Origin of the sequence: Bacillus sp. GMa5/1, assembly GCF_050172015.1 — a bacterium.
GTDB lineage: Bacteria > Bacillota > Bacilli > Bacillales > Bacillaceae_G > Bacillus_A > Bacillus_A cereus.
Genome location: NZ_JBNLYC010000315.1, coordinates 1 through 3,009, shown reverse-complemented (window position 1 = coordinate 3,009; position 3,009 = coordinate 1). Strand labels below are relative to the sequence as shown.

Genomic DNA, 3,009 nt, shown 5'->3' with positions numbered 1-3,009 from the left:
TATAGACTGACTTAATATATAAGTATGTATACAAACAAACTGATATGAGTACAAATGATTAGATGCCTGCCTATAAAAATTTCTACTCTTAAAGGAAAGATCATTTCAAGAACGAATCAATATCTAACATACAAATAATGGAGGTGTGAAGTTTGGAATATGGATATTTTGCACAAGAAGTAGCAAAACAACTAGATATAAACACCAATACACTTCGCAGATGGTCAATTGAACTAGAAAAAATGGAATATATATTTGAAAGAAATGAGCGTAATCAACGAATTTACTATGAGAATGATATAGATATCTTAAAGCAAATGAAAGAATACTTAAATCAAAACTGGAAACTAGAAGAAGCTGCAACAAGAAGCATGGAAAATACTGAAGAGAACGCTCAGAAAACGGATAGCGTTCATGAGGAAAATGAAGTTCAAGTAACGCTCAGAAAACGTTCAGAAACTGATATTTTGATGATTCAAGAAAAATTTTCTCACATGCTTGAGCAACAAGATAAAATTGTACAACAAAACCAAGATATCATTAAATTGTTATTACAGGAACGCTCAGAAAAAGAAGACAAAGATCTACAGATTCAGTTATTACAAGAAAAACTGGATAAAGCAATTGAACTATTAAATGAAGATCGCCAAGAACAGCAAGATAACACCAAAAAAACGTTCATTCAACGTTTATTTAATTTAAATTAAATCAGATATACGTTTTTTATCAAATATATCTAATTGAGCAAAAAAAAGCGGTAGCTACCGTTTTTTTTTTGCTCATCTTTACAACACGAATATGTAGTTTTTTACAACTTGTGTTACTAATCCTAACTAGAATAAATAGCCTGTGATACATGATGCTATTATAAGGGTTGATTAATTACATAAACTTTCTACTAAAATCATCAAAAAGCATCATGTCATTGGTAAAGAATACTTATAATTCAGTGGTATGCTCAAAAATAGAAAGCTTGTAAAAGCGATTAGTGACATATCTTGGTCACAATTTCAAACAATGTTGAAATATAAAGTAAAGTGGTGTAGTGAACAATTAGTTGTAATATCTAAAACATTTGCTTCTAGTCAATTATGTTCCAATTGCAACTATAAAAACATAGATGCTAAAAATCTAAACATTCGTGAGTAGGATTATCCTTATTGTGGCACACGTCATGATAGAGATCGTAACACAGCGCTCAATCTTAGAAATGAAGCTAAACGTAAGAACTATCGGGATAGCCTACTGAATTAGAAACCGTTTGGCTTCTGTACTTAGGTATCCATTACCTCAAGAATACTAAGTACCCAGTTATCCAATATATTTTTCTTAACATATCTTATTGGACCTTTCTTATGGATTCCAAAAACTCTCTATATCGCTAATAAAAACATGTTAATCCTATTTCCTAAAATTAGTTAAGTGTTTACTTTGTCAATTTTTAGGGAAGATTGACAAATCCTCTAATTTCTTAACCACATTATAAACCTGTATAGGAAACTCCATGCTTTTTCTAGTCTTCTTTAATTCATTTTGCCAGATTAAATTTTTTCATATAAATGTCATCAATCACAGCATTCATTATTATTAAATCCTATGCGTTATAAACGCTATTATTAAAGGCCATATCTTTACTTCTAAAGTTACATTATGTCATCCTTAAAGGAAAATCACTATATTTATGCACTGAATCTCTAATGAACGCTATGCGTTCATTAGTTACAAAACGTTAATTTAACGTTTTGTAAGCGCTCATATCGTTTTTTTATTGTATTAAAATACTTGCCATCTAATATCCTTACAGATCGTTTCAAGTTCAAAACACTAAACACAGAAAATTTTCCATTCTTTAATTTGTTAGGCCGCTATCACATAGCTCCTAGGCCTTTTAGACGATCCTTATCGCTCTTATAATTTAAAACTTTGCTAATAAGATATGTACCACAGGAAGAACACGCCAATTAATGTCTATATTTCCGTAATCATACTTTGAACATAGTCTACTAACATCAACTATTTTTAATTTAGCAACTACTTTATTTCATACCACTTGCTTAAAATACTTTATGAAATATATAGCATAGTCAGGGTCGTTATTATAACGTTCATTATTTAGTACAACCTAGAAACATACAGCTTTATTATGGACTATTAATTGATACACCCTATCAGATTTTATATATTGCTTTAGCATAAATTGTATCCTTTAAACAACTCAGGATATTGATATTAAAGAGGTAAACGCCAAAAAAACGGGTAGTGTTCACATGAAAAACACTCAATAACACTTAAGTTAAAAAAGATTTTAGCATAATCACAACTACTTATCTCTTTGTCCTGCCTTATGGATTCCAAAGATACTTCATATATCTCCAGCCTACTTTAATAAATTTATCAGATTGCATTTGTTATATTAAGCTTAACATTAACTTAGGATAAATCTTAAGATTTGTAATAATAAAAAAGCACCATACCATCGCAGCGTTCATTATTACTAATTTATACGCGTTATCAACACTGTTAAATAAGACATATCTATCCTAAAGCCACATTATACGTTTAGATATATTTATATCTAAACGTATAATATTAATGTACCGAATTCCTTGTGAACGCATAGCGTTCACGTTTTACGAACCGTTAAATTAACGTTTCGTAAGCGTTCATTTTTTTATTCCTACAGTATTAAACATCTTGCGCCTCAAACAGCCTGTAAGGATGTTTGGAGACGCAAGATTACTAAATAAAAAGACACTCCATTTCTTATTTGTTAGGTGGCTATTCTCATAATTCATATACTTTATAAATAAAATAATTCGTTCTTATGATTTAAACTTGTGTTAATACCTTTATCATATATCATAATGTGTGTTATAAGAATGAAACTCTCATGAACATCTATAACACGGCTAAAATTAGGAGATTTCTTGAAATACGCCCTTGGAAGATTATGCTTTGCTTCTTGCAAGTTGATCCCTGTTTAAAGAATTTAATACGATATATTTTTAC

1 protein-coding gene and 1 pseudogene are annotated in these 3,009 nt (G+C 29.8%); both read left to right on the top strand.

All coding sequences use genetic code 11. From position 1 onward, the window contains the following. Positions 1-152: 152 nt before the first annotated feature. A complete protein-coding gene (locus ACQGSG_RS27970; protein ID WP_000455689.1) occupies positions 153-707 on the top strand; it encodes a MerR family transcriptional regulator in 555 nt (184 codons plus the stop codon). A gap of 175 nt (positions 708-882) precedes the next feature. Beyond that, positions 883-1,254 (top strand): annotated as a pseudogene (locus tag ACQGSG_RS27965) (RNA-guided endonuclease TnpB family protein); the annotation flags it as partial. Positions 1,255-3,009: the final 1,755 nt, after the last annotated feature.